Genomic DNA, 17,554 nt, shown 5'->3' with positions numbered 1-17,554 from the left:
GGGAGATTTTTTATATCTTGCTATTAAAATATTCTTCCGTTTTCCACCGTTCCCAACCGTCTCTTTCTAAAAAGCGCTTTAATTCCTTCCATGTTGGCATTTAATAAGCTTTTTAACTCCTTCAGGATTATCTTGTAGCAGTATATTTAATACATAAGGTAGATGCTCTCTACGGTTGGGAGCCGAATACCAATATTGAAAATCGTTATAAAAGTCTTCTGCATATTCAATCATGTCAGCAACAAGTAAATTTAATGCTTCATTTTCGTCTTTGCCATTGACAACAATGTCGATTTCATTTAAAGAAATTGTTACAGTACCATCATCTTCATTTAGAACATTTGCTGTAAAAGTATAAGCTGTTAACATTTCTTTAATCATGTCTATATTAGAAACAAAGACGTAATCCTTTGTTCGCTTTATAATTTTAGGTTTTTCCCGAACAACTGAATTGATGAAATCTGCCCATTCTTTGCGTACATCTGTAGCATTAACTGTAAACATCTTATTCATTCCCCCTATCACCTCCCATTATATCATATTATGTATATTATGTACACTATGCACATTTTATAGCTTTGAGTGTAAAAAAATTTTTTATCAAAGAAGGAAAATTATGTTTTATGTCGAATATTTAGAAATATAAACAAAATATATAGGATTCTGTGAAGCATAACCTGTATCTGGGCACCTGGGTTATGCGGAGATAGTGGTGCAACCGGCCGTAGTCTTTACTGCGGCTTTTTGCTTTATGGGGATAGGGGTTTATATACGGCAAAAGGATAAGCTTATGCTTATCCTTTTAGCGTATACAGCATAAAAATATACTTATATATGCTATAATATAATAAAGATTGATTTTGAGGTGAATTATTATGCAAGCTGCGGAGTTAATTGATTATTCACTGGAAAAGGAATTAAAAATTATAATTGATGCAATTATAGAAAAGTGCAATCCTGAAAAAATAATTTTATTTGGTTCGATGGCCAATGGAAAGTCAACTGTCTGGAGTGATATAGATTTAGTGGTTATAATGAACACAGATTTGAGATATATAGATAGGCTATTATATGTTTCTAAAGCTATAAAATCTGATGTACCTATTGACTTTTTTGTATATACGCCTGAGGAAGAAAGACGTTTTATAGAGACTAATAATTTATTCTACACAAAAGAAGTAATAGAGAAAGGTAAAGTTTTATATGAAAGAAAATCATGATGAATATAAACAATGGCTTAATTATGCAGAGGATGATTATAAAGCAGCCAATGAATTATTAAAAGCAAAGTTATACAACGTTGTTTGCTTTCATTCTCAACAATCAATAGAAAAATACTTAAAAGCATATCTAATATATAATGGAATAAATCCGCCTAAAGTACATCATTTAATAACTTTAATAAGAATTATAAATAAATTTTCAGATGCTTTTGATGAATTTATAGACGATGTAAAAACTGTTGATATGTATTATATACCATCTAGGTATCCAGATGCTCCTATAGGAAGTCTTCCTGATGGTATGCCTAATGAGAATGATGCAAAAAAAGCATTAGAGATTGCTTATAATATAAGGAAGCGTATTAAAGAAATTATAAAATAAAAGCAGGGAAAATAAAATCTCCCTGCCTTTATTTTTATATCTTGTACGGTATTCTTTTTCTCTTGTCAAAATAATTAAGTGTGTCAATTCCAAATGATTTCACGTAATTATATGCTTTGTCAAAATCTCTTGCCACATCTTCCGGCGTATGGGCGTCAGAGTTTACAAGAATAGGGATATTGTACTTTTTAATCATGGACATTATCTCTTTAGATGGATATATTTCACCTACAGGTTTTCTCCAACCTGCTGTTGAAACTTCCACAGCTATTCCGGTCTTTGCTATATTCTTAATATTTTCTTCTATTTTATCATAAACCATTGGCGTTGGTCTGTACTTAAAAATTTTTACCAAATCGATATGGCCTATAAAGTCAAAGATACCCGTTTCAGCCATTTTTTCAACCATATTAAAATACTCTAAATATACAGAGTCCACATCGCAGGACTCCCAGATATCAAGGCAGTCATCAAGATCTATGCCCCAGTCATCGATCCAGTGGATGGAGCCTATCACATAATCCCATGGATATGGCTTTAAGAAATCCATAAGCTCTTTTTCTTTGCCTGGTATATAGTCTGCTTCTATGCCTAATTTTACAGGAAGTCCCATAGACTTTGCTTCATTTATAAGCGATACATATTCATCTATGTCTTGACCGTTGTACTTTTTAATCCATTCCCCTCTAAAGCCGTCGCTTCCAAATGCATCGTATCCTTTATCAAATCTGTATCCATGCTCTGATATGCCTATCTCTTTAAGGCCTTTATCTAATGCCGTATCTACAAATTTTTTAAGCCAATCAATCGTGTACGGTCCTCTTTCTATGTGTACGTGATAATCTGATGGCATATATTTTCCCCCTTTACATTGATAAACTAATTATAATATCAAAACAAAAACATTGCAATAACTCAAGAAAACGTATGATATAATAATGGTAGCCTCCAAGAAGGGAGGTGAAACAATGGCCACTGGTGGCAAAAGGCGGAGAGAAAACCGCCAAATAGACTGGTACAAGATCACAGAAATACTGCTTAAGTTATTAGAGATAATAATTAAGTGGTACACGAAGTGATATGTACATAGTCGAGAAAAAGGTGAGGGTAGCAGCCTCACCTTTTTCTATAAACAATGACCACTGGTTTAAAATTTGCCTATATATATTATACCATATTATTTTATTTTTCAAACATTTTTCAGTAAAAACATTGCAATAACTCAAGAAAACGTATGATATAATAATGGTAGCCTCCAAGAAAGGAGGTGAACATTGTGACCATTGGTGGCAAAAGAAGGCGGAAAAGAAGCCGCCAAATAGACTGGTACAAAGTCATGGAAATACTGCTTAAATTATTAGAGATAATAATTAAGTGGTACACGAAGTGATATGTACATAGTCGAGAAAAAGGTGAGGGTACCATCCTCACCTTTTTCTATAACATTGTGACCACTGGTTTTAAATTTGTCTATATATATTATACCATATTATTTTATTTTTCAAACATTTTTCAGTAAAAACATTGCAATAACAGGTAAAAACGTATGATATAATAATGGTAGCCTCCAAGAAAGGAGGTGACAAAGTGTCCACAGGTAGCAGAAGGCGGAGAGAAAACCGCCAAATAGACTGGTACAAAGTCGCGGAAATACTGCTTAAATTATTAGAGATAATAATTAAGTGGTACACGAAGTGATATGTACATAGTCGAGAAAAAGGTGAGGGTAACGGCCTCACCTTTTTCTATGCAAAGTGTCCACAGGTTTTAAATTTGTCTATATATATTATACCACATTATTTTATTTTTCAACCCCCTTTACATTCAAAAAAATCTCATATATAATAAAAAAGTATTTATTTTTTTTGGGGTGTTTTTGATGAGTCATTATCGAAGAAAATTTAAAAAACTATCAAAAAATTAAAGGGATAAGAGTCTCTATTTTTAAGAATAGAGATTTTTTTAATGCCTTTCACTTAATTAAACGCATTTAATGCACGATATAAGATAAAATAAAAGATGAGGTGAGACGATGTCAAAGTATATATTTGTGACGGGCGGTGTTGTGTCATCATTAGGCAAAGGAATAACAGCAGCGTCATTAGGGAGGCTATTAAAAAGCCGCGGCATTAGCGTGGCTGTGATAAAATGCGATCCGTATATAAACATAGATCCTGGGACGATGAGCCCATACCAGCATGGGGAAGTATTCGTCACAGAAGACGGTGCAGAGACGGACTTGGATCTTGGCCATTATGAAAGATTTATCGATATAAACCTTACAAAAAGCAGCAATATAACGACAGGTAAAGTGTACTGGTCTGTCATATCAAAAGAAAGAAAAGGCGATTATTTAGGAGCTACGGTTCAGGTAATTCCCCACATTACAAATGAGATAAAAGAGAGAATAAGGCGAGTAGGGAAAGAGCAAAATGTTGATTGCGTCATCGTGGAGATAGGCGGTACCGTAGGTGACATAGAAAGTTTGCCGTTTTTAGAGGCTATAAGGCAGATAGGCGTCGAAGAAGGAAAAGACAATGTCATGTTCATACACGTCACACTTGTGCCACATCTCGGCAAGACTGGTGAACTTAAGACAAAGCCTACACAGCACAGCGTGAAAGAATTAAGATCCATTGGCATACAGCCAGACATGATCGTCTGCAGGACGGAGTTTCCTCTTACAGATGACATAAAAGAAAAGATTGGCATGTTTTGCAATGTAAAACCAGATGCTGTCATTGAAAATATCGATGTAGACTCCATCTATGAAGTCCCACTGGAGCTTGACAGGCAAAAAGTAGATGAATACGTCATAAATAGGTTAAACTTACCGGCAGGTGAGCCTGATCTTAAGGAATGGAGAGCATTTGTTGAAAAAGAGAAAAATCTGAAAAAAGAAGTAGAGATAGCTTTAGTCGGCAAATACGTCGAACTGCACGACGCGTATATAAGCGTTGTAGAATCGTTAAGACATGCAGGAATATACAACGACGCCAATGTAAAGATAAGGTGGGTAAACTCTGAAAATGTAAATGACGATACGGTTGACGAGCTTTTAAGAGGTGCGAAAGGCATCCTGGTGCCTGGAGGATTTGGCGATAGAGGCGTAGAAGGAAAAATAAGGGCAGCTCAGTACGCCAGAGAAAACAAGATACCGTACTTAGGGCTTTGTTTAGGCATGCAGTGTGCGGTGATAGAGTTTGCAAGAAATGTAGCAGGACTTAAGAACGCCCACTCTACAGAGTTTAACGGTGCTACGCCATACCCTGTCATAGACCTTATGCCTGAGCAAAAGGACATAGACGAGAAGGGCGGCACAATGAGGCTTGGAGTATATCCTTGCAAGCTAAAGGAAGGCACAAAGGCTTATGAAGCATATAAAGATGAGCTTATATATGAACGTCACAGACACAGGTACGAGTTTAATAACGAGTATAGAGAGCTTCTCACATCAAAAGGACTTGTATTGTCAGGCTTATCGCCGGATGATAGACTTGTAGAGATAATAGAAGTGAAAGACCATCCATACTTTGTGGCATCACAATTCCATCCAGAGTTTAAATCAAGGCCACTAAGACCACATCCATTGTTCAGGGATTTTATAGCTGCAGCATTGTTGATGAAGTAATAAGGATCCGCATTTGGGTCCTTTTTTGATTTGTACCTTTTTTGTGATATAATGACAATGAAAATTAGTAAATTGGTGATAGTTATGAGAAATTTAACAAATATCAAAAAACAGATTGATTTGCTTGTAGATTATGTAAAAGAAAATCCTAATGTACTAGCTTTGTATATCTTTGGATCGTATGGGACGGAATATCAAAATGACAATAGTGACATCGATTTTGCTGTTTTATATGAACGTATGCCAAGCCTTAATGATGAGCTTTCATTAGAAGTAAAATTTTCAGAAATATTAGGCACAGATGATATAGATTTAATAAATCTAAATAAAGCATCTCTTGAGTTTAAACATAAGGTAATCTATACAGGAGATCTATTGTATTGCAAAGATTTTTTAAAATTAGCCGATTTTAAAGAAAATGTTTTTAAATTTTACGGTGATTATGGAATAACAATGAAATTTTTTTACGACGATTATTTGAAAGGACTGAAAGAAAATGCCCTATGATATTGAAAAAATTCTAAAAAAAATTACCATCATAAAAAATTGCATAAAGAATCTTGAAGAACTTGCAAATTTAAAACCAAAGGAATTTGTATCAGATTTTATATATTATGACTCTGCTAAATATAATTTGCAAATAGCTATAGAGGCGATGATAGATATAGGAAATCATATCATATCAAGGAAGGGACTAGATTCCCCAAAAACTTATGCTGATACTTTTGAAATTCTAGGGAAATACAATATTCTGCCTATTGATATGGTAAATACATATAAGCAAATGGCGAAGTTTCGCAATAGAATCGTACATTTTTATGATGATGTCAATGAGGAAGAAATTTATAGTATCCTACAAAATAATTTAATTGACTTTAAAAAGTACATTAATTCTATAGGTACGTTTTTAGGTCAGAAACTAATATGAGTTGCACATGATATTTTTAAGGAGAGAGATTGATGACGAAATCACGCATAGGCGAGATCGATATACTTAAAGGGATAGCTATAATAGCGGTTTTGATGATACATACTACTTCAAATGCTGTTGTTCAATTAAACAAATCATCTTTATCTTATATCATATTTGCTATTATAAACAGGCTTACACAGTTTGCAGTGCCAGCATTTATATTCGCATCAGCTATGCTTCTTATGCACAATTATGGCGATGGGTGTGATTGGAAGTTATTTTACAAAAGACGGCTTAAAAACGTATTGATGCCGTATGCTGTCTGGACAATAATATACGGTGCATATTTGCATATAGTACATCATGTGCCATTAAGATCGATATTGACAATTAAAAATATCTTCTTTGGTGGCATGTTTTACCATCTCTACTTCATAATCATAATAGTACAACTGTATGTTTTGTTTCCTGTACTGCTTTATATATATAGACTCATAAATAAAAACATACATACGATTGTGTTATCTATTATAATACTTCAGGCAGCAAGTATATTGCTGTTCAAATACTTCATAAGTAGATATTACCAAAATTCTGGCGATCTTTTTATAACATACATATCATTTATAATCGCAGGCATGTATGTCGGTGAAAACATACATAAGTTAGGAGAACATTCCAGCAAAAGATTGATTAATTCGTTTTTTGCCGCAATTTTATTTGGCTATCTTTTTGTTGACATATCCCTTAGGGCATTTGCAAATAAGCATATAGACTCTAACCTGTACAATATTTATTATTATACATTTGCACTTTTAGCTTCGCTGTTCTTTTTCACTTTGTCGACAAAGATATTGAATTACCATGCTTTAAGCGGAATATTGTCAAGTACAGGCAAGCTTTCATTTGGCATATATCTGTCACATCCGCTATTTTTAGATGTGGTAAATCACTTTTTAAATACAGGCAACCCATATCTATACGATATTTACATTATAATGACATTTATACTGATTTACGCAGTGTCTTATCTTTTCGCAATGATTATTAAAAAACAAAAATTTGGTGTGGCTGTCGTCGGAAAGTGATTATTCACTTTCCTTCATACATCTCTATTTTTTTTACTATATCTTCTCCTGTATCAGTATTTCTCACAGTTATACGCTTCACTGCGTATGTGTCCCCTTTATACACATTGACGCCTTCTTCCATCGTAAATATTACTTTATATCCTAATGATGCCGCCACATCTTTAGACGTATCGCTGCCGACACCATACGGGTATGCCAAAGCAATGACCTCTTTCCCTAAGTTTTTTTCTATTTCTTTTTTTGCCTTTGAAAGATCATCCGTTATCCTTTTTCTGTATTCATCCATCGTTTCAAGCTTTCCATTTATATCTATAGGTCCTGCCAGCATAGGTATATTATGATTTCCGCTTTTCGCATACTTGTGAGAATCGTATGTATGGCTTTCGATCTCCATTACACCGTTTGACGACATCTCTTTCGCTTCTATCCAGTCAAAATGCGGATATGGAGTCACCACTTTGTTGGTAGGTGATGGTACATTCTTTACTATGACGTTTATGACACCTTTATACCCGATTTTTTTGAATAATGGATACGCATATTTATAGTTTCCCAAATACCCATCGTCAAATGTAATAAGTATAGGCTTCTTTGGAAGCATTTTGCCGTACTTCATAAAGTTATATAAGTCCTCTACAGTTATAGTTTCATACCCATGGCTTTTAAGGTACAAAATCTGCTTTTCAAAGTTTTGTGGAGTGATAAGCACACCGCTTTTGTTGGGAGGGATATTTCCAGCGTAGATGTTGTGATACATAAGGACAGGGACGCACTTTTTTAAATTTTCAGCTTTCTCATACCTATAAAAACCGAATGCGGCAATTATCACAATTAAAGAGAAAACAATCATGTATTTCTTCACTTATTTCACCTCGCAATAGCATTATATCACAACATATTGTAAAATAATATAGAAAGCGTGGACGATGGTTGATAAATGATAAAAGGAGAAATAGGTGACAATGAAGAAATTTTTTGTATTCATAATGATACTTATGATAACAATAAGCATAGTTTCCATTGACACATCTTATAAAGACAGTATGAAATATGTGTCAAAAGACAAGATAGTTTTTGTTCCTCTTGATACAAGACCTGTATCCCTTCAAAATGTAGAGATAATAGCAAAGGCAGGCGGAAAAGAGCTATTAGTACCTCCTATGGATGCACTTGACAATTACAAGAAAAAAAGCAACCAAGATATGATTTATGATTGGCTTAAAGGAGCTGTAGAAAGGCCTGACGTAAGTGCTATCATAATATCTACAAATCAGTTTATATCAGGTGGTCTTATAGGATCGCGAAATTATATTAATGATATTAATTACAAAGAAAGCCTTGAAAGATTAAAAGAGATAATAGGCTTGTCGGGAAATAAAAGGCTTTTTTTAATATCTATAATGTCACAGGTATCACCAGTTCTTTATCAGCAGGACACAATATACGTCCAAAATAATGCTAATATAAATTATTATGTTCAAATAAAAAAAGCCATATCAGAGAATGATACAAAGACGCTTGAGAGATTGAAATTAAGCATGCCATCTTATTTGTTTAACTACATGTCTGTAATAGCCTCGGAGGTTCTTATAAATGAAAAAATGGTGTCAGATTTAAAGCCAAATGTCACTTTGACAATCGGCCTTGACGATACCACCATGAAAAGCATGCTTAAATATTCCTATGATGATCTAAAAAGTGCCATTAAAGATTACAAAAATGTCTATATGCTTCATGGTGCAGACGAAATAAGCATGATGACTGTCGCAAAAATATTGAATGAAGAAAATGGTTTAAAACCATCTTATAAGATAGTGTACGAAGAAAGTGGCGATGAAAATAGTTATTTGCCTTTTGAGGGCGGGACAGTAAAAGAGATAACAGAGGAGAAGATAGGCTACATAGGTGGGGTGGTGTCGCAAGATGCAAAAAATATCATCTACATTCACATGCACAAAAATTACAAAACAGGAATAAAAAATGTAGTAAGCAAATATAAAATTAGTGGACAAAATTTTGGTATATCAGATGTAGCCAAGACAAACGGAGGTGATAAAGATCTTGTAGATGAGATACTTAAAGATAAGCTTATTACCAATGTCGACGCATATTCTGGCTGGAATACTCCCAGCAACACTATAGGGACAGTGGTAGCAGAGCTAAGCATAAAATCATATATTGATACGAAAAAGGATAAAAATGCTTTAGAAGATATGCAGAAATACTATTATGCATTTGCATTCATAAGATATGCTGATGACTACATATACCAAAGCATAGTGAGAGATGCGATGCAAAATTGGGCAAAATCAAATGGGTTAAACCCAGACAATTTGACAAACAAAAGTGAAGCAGACGCAGTGCTAAGAGAAAAGATGAAACCGTATCTCGATATGCTTATGTCTATATACGACGATTGCGGTATCAAGATAAAAGGCGCAGATGTAGAATATCCATGGAACAGGATGTTCGAAATAAAAGTTGCACCAATTTTGGACTAAAAATTTAATAATTTGTTAATAATTTTATGTTAAATTTGAGAAGGATATTTTAAAAGTTTGTCGTATATATCTAATTAATGCACTATTTGGTGACATAAGCATTGTTAATCGATTATTACAGATTTATTACAAAATGGTAACATTTATTGACTTCATGATTGACACGATGATATAATTAACTCAGGTTGGCAAAGAGCCACCCTACATAGTCAAAAGCTTTTTGGAAGGTACCACCTTTCAAAAGAAAAATATACATTATATATTAAGGAGGAGGATTTATTCCATGAAGAACCTTAAAAAGTTAATAGCAGTGGTTCTCACGTTCACATTGGTGTTCAGTGCAATGGCAGTAGGCTTTGCAGGAACATTCTCCGATGTGAGCAGTAGTGCACCGTATGCGAGTGCAGTTGCTCGTCTGCAGCAGTTAGGTTTAGTATCAGGTATGCCAGATGGCACATTCCAACCTGACGGTGCTGTGACAAGAGCACAGATGATCGCTTTTGTTAATGCAGCAGAAGGTTTACAAAATGCTGCAAAAGTAGCAGTAGGTCCAACAAAGTTTAAAGATGTTCCAGCAAGCTATTGGGCATCAGGCGATATAAATATTGCTGATCCAAGTGGTTATCCAGATGGGACATTTAGACCAGACAATACTGTAACATATCCAGAAGCTCTTGCTATGTTATTAAGAGCATTGGGTATTACAGGAGATCTTTCATGGCCATATGGCGTAATAGCTAAAGCTGCTGATGTAGGATTAACAAATGGTGTTAATTTATCAGCAAATGCTACAATAAATCGTGGCCAAATGGCTATATTAGTAAACAACGCTTTAGATTTGCCTTTGTACACATATGATACAAATGGTAACTTAGTAAAAGAGACAGATAAGAGTGGCAATGAAATTGATTTAATATCAAAGATTGCTACACCAACAGAATATGTAGTTTTAGCTACAGCTAATCAATCAAATGCTGGTACAGGCAATGTTAAACTGTACGATGTTACAAATAAAAAGGTTGTAATTAAGAGTGCAGGAAACATTGATTTCTCACAATATGTTGGTGAAGACGTAAATGTATATTTCACAAGCGATGGAACACCAGTATATGTTTCAGAGAATACAAATCCAGTAAAAGAATATGACAATGCTAAAATAGTATCTGGAGAAGTATATGACAATAGCACAACAACACCTACAGATACAGGTTTGTCATTAGCAAACACAGATTATATTCTCTACAACAATTATTTGACAAATTGGTCACACCTTAATGGCAAAGTGCCAACTTATGGTAGTGTTAAATTCATAAGCAATAAAGATGACAGCAATGGCAATCCAGTTTACAACTATGCAGTTGTTACAGCTTATGAATATCCAGATGCAAATGGTGAATATGGTAAGTTAGTAACATCAAATGTTGCTTCAGGTGCAACTTATATTGCAACAGATAGTGGTAACTATACATTAGTTGACAGCAACGGAAACGCATATCCTGTGACAGTTGCTGGCGATGTATCAAGCTTAACAGATATAAAAGCTAATGATGTATTGTACTATGGCAAGCAGTATGATGATAGCGGCAATCAAGTTGGTTTGTACTTGTATGTTGTAAGAAAGACTGTTACTGGTAAAGTTACAGAAACAGCAGGTACATCTTCGATAAAGATTGACGGAACATCATACGATTTAACAGATTCATATAATGCATCAAGCAACATAGCAAGTGTCGGTGATTCTGGTACATTTGTACTTGACAAAGATGGAAAGATATTCAGATTCTTAGGTACATCAACAGTATCAACTAATTTTGCTATAGCTTTAAATAATAGCAATACAAGTTCAAAACTTACATCAAAGATAGAATTATTAACATCTGATGGAAGCGATACTGTTTATACATGGGATCCAACAAATGTTTATGGAGCAGTATATAATGACAAATTAGTAGAATTTACATTTAATAGTGACAAGACAGTCGTATCAAATGTATATGGTACTAACACTGGTACAATATCAGATGCTAACAGCGTGTCAATTAATAACTTTGCTAGCAATCAAAGTGCATCATTTGATACAACAACAAATACTTTGAAATTTAATAGTGGAATCCTTAATAATAATAGTCAATACGGCTATTTAAGTGCTAGTACAGCTATATTTGTAGTTGATGCTAGTGGTAACTATTCAGTTGCAAAGCTGTCTGACTTAACAAGTGGTAGTTATCAAGTTCAAGCAATTGCTTATGACACTGTAAACAACGTAAAAGCAGTATTGTTGTATAACCCAACATTTGTATCAAGTAATACATCTACAGTTAATGCTTATATAACAAATGTTGTTCCTGTTACAACTTCAAGTAGCACATTTGATAGAATAACTGCTTATGTAAATGGCGTTCAAACAACGTACGATACAACAGGTACAACGGGCACATCAGGGACAGCTTATGCTAAAGGTGCTGCTTATACTTTGACAATAGATAATAATACTGGCAAGGTTGTGGATGCTAAAGCTGCAACAACAAATGGTATGACATCAGTAACAGTTTACAATAGCGATATAAATACTGTAAATATGACAATAAAAGTTGGAACACAATCTTTTGCATTAGCACCAGGATATCAGTTTATAGCTGTTGATAACTTGGCATCACCTACAACATATTCATTAGGATATGCATCTGATATAGCATCTACTGGAACACTAGTTAATTTGTATTTCGATGCTACAGGTAGAGTAGTAGCTATAGTATATGCAAAATAATAAAAGCAACTAAAGTTTAATCCAAAAGTCCTCCTCCTCTGGAGGACTTTTTTATGCCTAAAAATCGAATCATTTCTACCGAAACATGGCGGACTTTTATCTATTCGCCATGTTTTTTATTTTCACATACCTTTCACACAATTTCTTTATACATTTGTTATTTTTATGTGATAAAATAATAGACAAAGTAAGTATAGTGTAAAAGCTGGTGATTAAGTTGCCGAGAAAGATATATCTTGTAGAGGATGAGAAAAGCCTAAACCTTCTTTTGCAGAAGTATCTTGAGAGGGAAGGATATAGTGTTACTACCTTTTTTGATGGAAGCACAGCGATGGAGTGGATAAATGACATGCCTGACCTATGGATACTTGACATAATGCTTCCTGATGTAGATGGATATGAGCTTATAAAAGCCATAAAGGAGCACAACAAGTCCACGCCAGTTATATTTATGTCAGCCAGAAATGAGGAGCTTGACAGGGTGGTAGGCTTAGAGCTTGGAAGCGATGATTACCTTTCAAAGCCTTTTTTGCCTCGGGAGCTTGTCATTAGGACAAACAAGCTTATGGAGAGGATATACGGAAAAGAAGAAGATGGCAGCGATGATGCTTTGCAAGTGGGAGATTATACGCTTTATGAGAAGCAAAGGACTGTCTATTTAGGCGATAATGAGATACAGCTTACGAATAAGGAGTATGAGCTTTTTTGTTACCTTGTAAAAAATAAAAATATCGTGGTTTCAAGAGATCAGATATTGAATAACGTCTGGGGAGAGGACTATTTCGGCTCTGACAGGGTGGTTGACGACACCATAAGAAGGCTTAGGAAGAAAGTGGATAGATTGAATATAGAGACCGTATACGGATACGGCTATAAATTGGTGTGTAAATCATGAAGAAGATATTTAGATTTCGTTCACTTGCGATGCGAATATGGATGACATTTACCGCTGTCATACTTATCATAGTCTGCAGCCTGTCTATGCTTTATATCTTTGCATACAGGAGAGTAGAAGAAAACAACAAGATACAGGATTTAAAAGTTTCCCATGAGATGCTTCTTAAAAATAATAATAATTTCAGTGGCAACTACAACAATTTTTCCAGATTAAGAAATCTAAGAGGAGGAGACAATTTCATTGTTGATTTTGATACTGCAAATAGACCTTTGATTATAGACATAAATCACAGAGAGCCTCCACCAGACGTTCATACTCCATCCTTTGATTCACTTGGTGTTAAACTTTGGATGTCCAGCTTTATAAAAGGCGGAAACATGAATGAAAAGCTTTATAGAGAAGTCTACAACAATATGGAATATTTCTTCATCATAAGCACTGTAAATTACGATTCGTCTAATAAAGCTTATCTTGTGTCGTACGTGCCAAATATCGTTGACAATACTATTCTTTATCTGGTCATTGCTATAGGGATAATATTCATCATCATTGGATTTTTTACGTCTATAATCATAGCAGGATACATCTCAAAGCCACTTAAAAAGCTTGAGGAGTATACCATGAGGATAGCTCATAAAGACTGGAAGGAGCCTATAAATTTAGACAGAGAAGATGAGATAGGTATGCTGGCAAATTCCATGAATATGATGCAGAAAGAGCTAAAAAGGGCAGACGAGGAAGAAAAGCTATTTTTGCAAAGCATATCGCACGATCTAAAGACACCTGTAATGGTGATAATGAGCCATGCAGATGCCATAATAGACGGTGTGTATATCGATTCATTGGAAAAGACTGCAACCATAATTAAGGACGAAGCCATAAGGCTTCAAAAGAAAATAAACCAGATGCTTTATCTGAATACACTCGACTATGTGCTGGAGAATGACACCAAAACTGACTATATAAATTTAAAGGATCTTGTAAATAACATAATAAGCAGGTTTGAAATCATAAAAAGCAGTATTGAATGGGACTTAAGCTTAGATGAGGTGATAATAAAGGGTGATAGGGACAAGATAGAAGTCAGCATAGAAAACATTCTTGATAATGCCTTAAGGTATGCCAATGAAGTGATAAAAGTGACGCTTAAAAAAGAAGGCCAGTATGCTTATCTTGACATATACAATGACGGGCCAAAGATCGATGAGAGGCACATAAGCCATATATTTGACAGAATGTACAAGGACAAGACGGGAAATTTCGGTTTAGGACTTGCCATAACGAAGAAAATCGTAGACTTTTACAATGGCGATATAAAAGCTGTAAATAGGGAAAAAGGCGTAAGCTTCATAATAAAATATCCCTTAAACTATAGCCATAATTAAGAATAGTTTTAAATTTACAATTAGTGGTATAATTATTATAAAAGGATGTGGGCAGTTTTGTTATTAAAAGAGGTGAAAAATATGGCAGTTGCAGATAAAGATGAACATATAAAATACACATACAAAGATTATTTGAGCTGGGCTAATGATGAGAGATGGGAGCTTATAGATGGAGTTCCGTATAATATGAGTTCATCACCGACGCGGAAACATCAGAAAGTTGTAGGAGAATTATTTGCCTCTATCCATAATTATCTAAAAGGAAAAACTTGTGAAGTTTACAGCGCACCATTTGATGTAAGATTGTTTGCTGAAAATGTCAGTGATGATGATGTGACAAATTTAGTTCAGCCTGACATAGTGATAGTGTGTGATCCAAGTAAGCTGGATGATAAAGGCTGTAAAGGAAGCCCAGATATGATTATAGAGGTAGTTTCTCCTTCAACATTAAAGAGAGACTTAAAGGAAAAATTCTATTTGTACGAAAAAGCAGGAGTAAAAGAGTATTGGATCGTATTTCCTGATGAAAAAACTGTACTTTCTTACTATTTAGGTGAGGATGGCAAATACCAAAGACCTGAAGTATATTCAGAAGAAGACAATATAAAGGTCAGGATTTTTGAATTATTGGAAATTGAATTGAAGGATATCTTTCAGAATAAAGGTCAGGATTTTTGAATTATTGGAAATTGAATTGAAGGATATCTTTCAGAATTAAATGTAAGGTGTGATTTTTGTGAAGAAAAGCAATCAGCGTATGCTGGTTGCTTTTTTCACACAGAAATCACACATTTTTTTAATTTTTTTGCAACATTTAAGTCTTATAATTTCTTATAGGCAGAATAAAAGAAAAGGAGATAAGGCGATGGGTAAAAATGTGGCAAAGTACAGCTTGGCATTTGTCTTGGTCTTGTCAATAATTTTAAGTGTATATTCACTGTACCACTACAGTGGAAGCACAGAGGGGTTTAGGGGAAATTTTCAGCATAATTTCACACAAGGCAGCACAAATAGAAGTTGGGAAAGTGGAAACACAAATCAAGGTGTTTGGCAAAGAGGCAACTTTTCTCAAGGGAATGGACAAAATGGTCAATCCCAATGGCAGATGCCTCATAGCAGAGGAGATTTTGGGGGATTTAGGGGAACATCATCAAAGTACGGCGTGTATATAATGGCATACGCGGCGATCGTCTTTTTGCTGTTTATTTTAAGCTACTATGCTTTGAAGAATAAAAAGTTTAAGCTTGACTTCCAAAGTGACGCATTTATAATTGCTTCACTATTTTTGATAGGATTTTTTATGCGGCTTTACATAGCTGCAACTATTGAAGGTTTTTCAGGAGATATAGGGCTTTTTAGAAGCTGGGCACAGTCTGCATCGCAGGACATTTTAAACTTCTACAAAAATACTCCAAGCTGTGATTATCCACCACTTTACATCTACGTGCTTTACTTAGTAGGCAAGATAGCCTCAATTGGAAATCTATCGCATTACTACAACGTGCTATTGAAGCTTCCATCGATTTTAGCTGATATTGCATCATCTTACATCATATACAAAATAGCAAATAAGCATTTTGCAAAAAACATAAGTGCGTTTATGTCGGCTTTGTACATCTTCAATCCAGCCGTATTCATAAATTCGTCTGCTTGGGGACAGGTTGATTCGTTTTTCACGATGCTTGTGATAATGGCGGTGTACTTTTTGTCAGAGAAAAATCTGTGGCTTTCATCGGTGTTTTTTACAGCAGCAGTGCTTATGAAGCCGCAGGGAATCATATTTGCGCCGGTCTTGTTTTTCGAGATCGTAAATGAGAGAAGTCTGAAAAATTTCTTAAAGGCTCTTGTGGCGTCATTGGTTACGGCAGTTATAGTATTAGTTCCGTTTGCCATAGGTCAAGATCCCTTGTGGATATTTAAGCTATATGAAAAGACTATTTCAGAGTATCCTTACGTATCTGTAAATGGCTTCAATTTCTATGGATTGCTGGGAGCAAACTACGTGAATTCTGGCACAAGATTGTTTGTATTTAGCTACAGCACATGGGGGTTTATATTCATAGTTTTGACTACATTGTTCTCTTGGTTTATATACATCAAAGGGAAAAACAGCAACTTTGCATACCTTGCAGCGCTTTTGCAGATCGCTTTAGTATTTACATTTTCAACAGGGATGCATGAAAGATACTTATTCCCTGCTGCAGCATTAGCAATATTGGCATTTTTGTATGTGAAAGACATGAGGCTATTTGGGCTCTTTATCGGTTTCAGCGTAACAAGCTTTTTAAACATGTATTACGTCCTGTTTGGAGGTTTGAGAAATTCTTTTGGGTTTATACCTATGATGGTTTCATTGGCAAATGTGGTAATTGCCGTCTATCTTGTAAAAGTATCTTATGATGTGGCTGTATTAAATAAGATTTACATTGCTGATTTGGGTATGGAATCACACGAAATTCACACAACTATTTGAAACTTATAAGACATTCTGAGGTTATATTGAGATATATGGAATAAGCCTATATGAACGATAGAATTCAAGCAAGTACTTAATTTGTAATAATTTTATGAGCGAATATATTGCGGAGTGTTCGTTAATGTATCCGATGAACGTAGCGAAGTTTTGCGTATGAGCGTTAGCGAAAGCCGTCACAACGCATAGACGGCGTTAGCAAAACGAGGGAAGTGAATCGAAGATACATAGAACACGAAGCTTATATGAGCGATAAAATTATTACAATTGGTTAATAGATTGGAGGATGA

Annotated in this window: 15 protein-coding genes and 1 riboswitch; of the genes, 12 read left to right on the top strand and 3 right to left on the bottom strand. The window is 34.8% G+C overall.

Going from position 1 to position 17,554, the window contains the following annotated elements; genetic code table 11:
- Positions 1–78: 78 nt before the first annotated feature.
- Positions 79–504, bottom strand: coding sequence for a RelB antitoxin-like protein (locus tag BVF91_RS11170; RefSeq protein WP_085113480.1), 426 nt, complete (start codon positions 502–504; stop codon positions 79–81).
- Between the two features lie 145 nt (positions 505–649).
- A riboswitch (cyclic di-GMP riboswitch) is annotated at positions 650–733 on the top strand.
- Between the two features lie 142 nt (positions 734–875).
- Here BVF91_RS11170 and BVF91_RS11165 point away from each other — a divergent pair.
- Both BVF91_RS11165 and BVF91_RS11160 read left to right on the top strand, forming a co-directional pair.
- Positions 876–1,220 (top strand): nucleotidyltransferase domain-containing protein, encoded by a 345-nt coding sequence (locus tag BVF91_RS11165; protein WP_206199052.1) that lies wholly within the window; start codon positions 876–878, stop codon positions 1,218–1,220.
- Positions 1,204–1,605, top strand: a complete 402-nt coding sequence (locus BVF91_RS11160; RefSeq protein WP_085113478.1) for a HEPN domain-containing protein — start codon at positions 1,204–1,206, stop codon at positions 1,603–1,605. The genes BVF91_RS11165 and BVF91_RS11160 overlap by 17 nt, the downstream gene beginning before the upstream one ends.
- Positions 1,606–1,639: 34 nt before the next feature.
- Here BVF91_RS11160 and BVF91_RS11155 read toward each other — a convergent pair whose 3' ends face one another.
- A complete protein-coding gene (locus BVF91_RS11155) occupies positions 1,640–2,458 on the bottom strand; it encodes a histidinol-phosphatase (RefSeq protein WP_085113477.1) in 819 nt (272 codons plus the stop codon).
- 1,179 nt (positions 2,459–3,637) lie between these two features.
- On the opposite strand from BVF91_RS11155, the gene pyrG reads away from it, so the two are divergent.
- From pyrG to BVF91_RS11135, 4 genes are all read left to right on the top strand, one after another.
- A complete protein-coding gene (pyrG, locus tag BVF91_RS11150) occupies positions 3,638–5,236 on the top strand; it encodes a CTP synthase (protein WP_085113476.1) in 1,599 nt (532 codons plus the stop codon).
- 84 nt (positions 5,237–5,320) lie between these two features.
- Complete coding sequence (mntA, locus tag BVF91_RS11145) at positions 5,321–5,743, top strand: type VII toxin-antitoxin system MntA family adenylyltransferase antitoxin (RefSeq protein ID WP_085113475.1); 423 nt, start codon at positions 5,321–5,323, stop codon at positions 5,741–5,743.
- Positions 5,733–6,164 (top strand): type VII toxin-antitoxin system HepT family RNase toxin, encoded by a 432-nt coding sequence (gene hepT / locus BVF91_RS11140; protein WP_085113474.1) that lies wholly within the window; start codon positions 5,733–5,735, stop codon positions 6,162–6,164. The genes mntA and hepT overlap by 11 nt, the downstream gene beginning before the upstream one ends.
- Before the next feature lie 32 nt (positions 6,165–6,196).
- Positions 6,197–7,237, top strand: coding sequence for an acyltransferase (locus BVF91_RS11135; protein ID WP_085113473.1), 1,041 nt, complete (start codon positions 6,197–6,199; stop codon positions 7,235–7,237).
- A gap of 4 nt (positions 7,238–7,241) precedes the next feature.
- Here the strand turns inward: BVF91_RS11135 and BVF91_RS11130 are convergent, their stop codons facing one another.
- Positions 7,242–8,102 (bottom strand): polysaccharide deacetylase family protein, encoded by an 861-nt coding sequence (locus tag BVF91_RS11130; RefSeq protein WP_085113472.1) that lies wholly within the window; start codon positions 8,100–8,102, stop codon positions 7,242–7,244.
- Positions 8,103–8,202: 100 nt separating this feature from the next.
- On the opposite strand from BVF91_RS11130, the gene BVF91_RS11125 reads away from it, so the two are divergent.
- From BVF91_RS11125 to BVF91_RS11100, 6 genes are all read left to right on the top strand, one after another.
- Positions 8,203–9,741, top strand: coding sequence for a DUF4127 family protein (locus BVF91_RS11125; RefSeq protein WP_085113471.1), 1,539 nt, complete (start codon positions 8,203–8,205; stop codon positions 9,739–9,741).
- A 283-nt stretch (positions 9,742–10,024) separates the two neighbouring features.
- A complete protein-coding gene (locus BVF91_RS11120) occupies positions 10,025–12,508 on the top strand; it encodes an S-layer homology domain-containing protein (protein WP_085113470.1) in 2,484 nt (827 codons plus the stop codon).
- Positions 12,509–12,725: 217 nt separating this feature from the next.
- Positions 12,726–13,403, top strand: coding sequence for a response regulator transcription factor (locus BVF91_RS11115; protein WP_085113469.1), 678 nt, complete (start codon positions 12,726–12,728; stop codon positions 13,401–13,403).
- On the top strand, positions 13,400–14,791 hold the full coding sequence (locus tag BVF91_RS11110) for a HAMP domain-containing sensor histidine kinase (RefSeq protein ID WP_085113468.1): 1,392 nt from the start codon (positions 13,400–13,402) through the stop codon (positions 14,789–14,791). Before BVF91_RS11115 ends, BVF91_RS11110 begins: the two co-directional genes overlap by 4 nt.
- A gap of 81 nt (positions 14,792–14,872) precedes the next feature.
- Positions 14,873–15,469: a Uma2 family endonuclease gene (locus BVF91_RS11105; protein WP_085113467.1), complete on the top strand. Its 597-nt coding sequence runs from the start codon at positions 14,873–14,875 to the stop codon at positions 15,467–15,469.
- Between the two features lie 187 nt (positions 15,470–15,656).
- On the top strand, positions 15,657–17,264 hold the full coding sequence (locus BVF91_RS11100; RefSeq protein ID WP_085113481.1) for an MptA/MptB family glycosyltransferase: 1,608 nt from the start codon (positions 15,657–15,659) through the stop codon (positions 17,262–17,264).
- Positions 17,265–17,554: the final 290 nt, after the last annotated feature.

Source organism: Thermoanaerobacterium sp. PSU-2 (assembly GCF_002102475.1).
In the GTDB taxonomy this organism is placed as follows: domain Bacteria; phylum Bacillota; class Thermoanaerobacteria; order Thermoanaerobacterales; family Thermoanaerobacteraceae; genus Thermoanaerobacterium.
Note: the sequence above shows the minus strand (reverse complement) of the source record. Positions and strands in the feature narration are given on the sequence as shown.

Bases quoted from the DNA above. Each gene is read 5' to 3' on its own strand.
- BVF91_RS11170 (WP_085113480.1), bottom strand. From the start codon at position 504: ATGTTTACAGTTAATGCTACAGATGTACGCAAAGAATGGGCAGATTTC.
- BVF91_RS11165 (WP_206199052.1), top strand. From the start codon at position 876: ATGCAAGCTGCGGAGTTAATTGATTATTCACTGGAAAAGGAATTAAAA.
- BVF91_RS11160 (WP_085113478.1), top strand. From the start codon at position 1,204: ATGAAAGAAAATCATGATGAATATAAACAATGGCTTAATTATGCAGAG.
- BVF91_RS11155 (WP_085113477.1), bottom strand. From the start codon at position 2,458: ATGCCATCAGATTATCACGTACACATAGAAAGAGGACCGTACACGATT.
- pyrG (WP_085113476.1), top strand. From the start codon at position 3,638: ATGTCAAAGTATATATTTGTGACGGGCGGTGTTGTGTCATCATTAGGC.
- mntA (WP_085113475.1), top strand. From the start codon at position 5,321: ATGAGAAATTTAACAAATATCAAAAAACAGATTGATTTGCTTGTAGAT.
- hepT (WP_085113474.1), top strand. From the start codon at position 5,733: ATGCCCTATGATATTGAAAAAATTCTAAAAAAAATTACCATCATAAAA.
- BVF91_RS11135 (WP_085113473.1), top strand. From the start codon at position 6,197: ATGACGAAATCACGCATAGGCGAGATCGATATACTTAAAGGGATAGCT.
- BVF91_RS11125 (WP_085113471.1), top strand. From the start codon at position 8,203: ATGAAGAAATTTTTTGTATTCATAATGATACTTATGATAACAATAAGC.
- BVF91_RS11120 (WP_085113470.1), top strand. From the start codon at position 10,025: ATGAAGAACCTTAAAAAGTTAATAGCAGTGGTTCTCACGTTCACATTG.
- BVF91_RS11110 (WP_085113468.1), top strand. From the start codon at position 13,400: ATGAAGAAGATATTTAGATTTCGTTCACTTGCGATGCGAATATGGATG.
- BVF91_RS11105 (WP_085113467.1), top strand. From the start codon at position 14,873: ATGGCAGTTGCAGATAAAGATGAACATATAAAATACACATACAAAGAT.
- BVF91_RS11100 (WP_085113481.1), top strand. From the start codon at position 15,657: ATGGGTAAAAATGTGGCAAAGTACAGCTTGGCATTTGTCTTGGTCTTG.